We start from the raw sequence: 1,822 nt of genomic DNA, 5'->3' as shown, positions 1-1,822 counted from the left end.
CTCCGGTCCACACACACCCACCAAGGGATGCGCCGTACTGGGAGCCCGCGACGCGAGCCGGCCGAACTGGTCAGCGTTCCACCCTCGAGCACCACCCCACACACTCGACGACCACTCCAGACGAGCGGCCGATCCCGGCGCGGGCGTGGCTCTGCACCACCAACCCCCAGGCTGGCGGTGAGTGCTCCTTAGAAAGGAGGTGATCCAGCCGCACCTTCCGGTACGGCTACCTTGTTACGACTTCGTCCCAATCGCCGATCCCGCCTTCGACGGCTCCCTCCCACAAGGGGTTGGGCCACCGGCTTCGGGCGTTACCGACTTTCGTGACGTGACGGGCGGTGTGTACAAGGCCCGGGAACGTATTCACCGCAGCGTTGCTGATCTGCGATTACTAGCGACTCCAACTTCATGGGGTCGAGTTGCAGACCCCAATCCGAACTGAGACCGGCTTTTTGGGATTCGCTCCACCTCACGGTATCGCAGCCCTTTGTACCGGCCATTGTAGCATGTTTGCAGCCCTAGACATAAGGGGCATGATGATTTGACGTCATCCCCACCTTCCTCCGAGTTGACCCCGGCAGTCTCCTATGAGTCCCCACCATGACGTGCTGGCAACATAGAACGAGGGTTGCGCTCGTTGCGGGACTTAACCCAACATCTCACGACACGAGCTGACGACAACCATGCACCACCTGTGCACGACCCTTACGGACCCACCATCTCTGGAGGATTTCCGTGCATGTCAAGCCTAGGTAAGGTTCTTCGCGTTGCATCGAATTAAGCAACATGCTCCGCCGCTTGTGCGGGCCCCCGTCAATTCCTTTGAGTTTTAGCCTTGCGGCCGTACTCCCCAGGCGGGGCGCTTAATGCGTTAGCTGCGGCACGGAGACCGTGGAATGGCCCCCACACCTAGCGCCCAACGTTTACGGCGTGGACTACCAGGGTATCTAATCCTGTTCGCTCCCCACGCTTTCGCTCCTCAGCGTCAGTTGTTGCCCAGAGACCCGCCTTCGCCACCGGTGTTCCTCCTGATATCTGCGCATTTCACCGCTACACCAGGAATTCCAGTCTCCCCTGCAACACTCAAGTCTGCCCGTATCGACTGCAGGCCTGAGGTTGAGCCTCAGGTTTTCACAGCCGACGCGACAAACCGCCTACGAGCTCTTTACGCCCAATAATTCCGGACAACGCTTGCACCCTACGTATTACCGCGGCTGCTGGCACGTAGTTGGCCGGTGCTTCTTCTGCTCCTACCGTCACTTCCGCTTCGTCGGAGCTGAAAGAGGTTTACAACCCGAAGGCCGTCATCCCCCACGCGGCGTCGCTGCGTCAGGCTTCCGCCCATTGCGCAATATTCCCCACTGCTGCCTCCCGTAGGAGTCTGGGCCGTGTCTCAGTCCCAGTGTGGCCGGTCACCCTCTCAGGCCGGCTACCCGTCGTCGCCTTGGTAGGCCACTACCCCACCAACAAGCTGATAGGCCGCGGGCCCATCCCCAGCCGAAAAACTTTCCACCACCAGACCATGCGGTCAGCAGTCATATCCGGTATTAGCCCCAATTTCTTGGAGTTATCCCAGAGCCGGGGGCAGGTTGCCCACGTGTTACTCACCCGTTCGCCACTGATCCCCCCGCAAGCGGAGTTCACCGTTCGACTTGCATGTGTTAAGCACGCCGCCAGCGTTCGTCCTGAGCCAGGATCAAACTCTCCGTAGATGATTTTGATCGCAGCTGAGAACCGAGAACTGGACGCTCTCGATTACAATCAACCAAAGGAACCCCCGACACCACACCCACAAACGAGTGCAATGCCACGAGGAATTGTT

1 rRNA gene is annotated in these 1,822 nt (G+C 59.6%); it reads right to left on the bottom strand.

The window, feature by feature from the left end:
- Positions 1 to 192 precede the first annotated feature (192 nt).
- Positions 193 to 1,712, bottom strand: a 16S ribosomal RNA gene (locus tag GCU56_RS22875).
- Positions 1,713 to 1,822 lie beyond the last annotated feature (110 nt).

Source organism: Geodermatophilus sabuli (assembly GCF_010686765.1).
In the GTDB taxonomy this organism is placed as follows: domain Bacteria; phylum Actinomycetota; class Actinomycetes; order Mycobacteriales; family Geodermatophilaceae; genus Geodermatophilus; species Geodermatophilus sabuli_A.
This window is presented reverse-complemented; position numbering and strand designations above follow the sequence as displayed.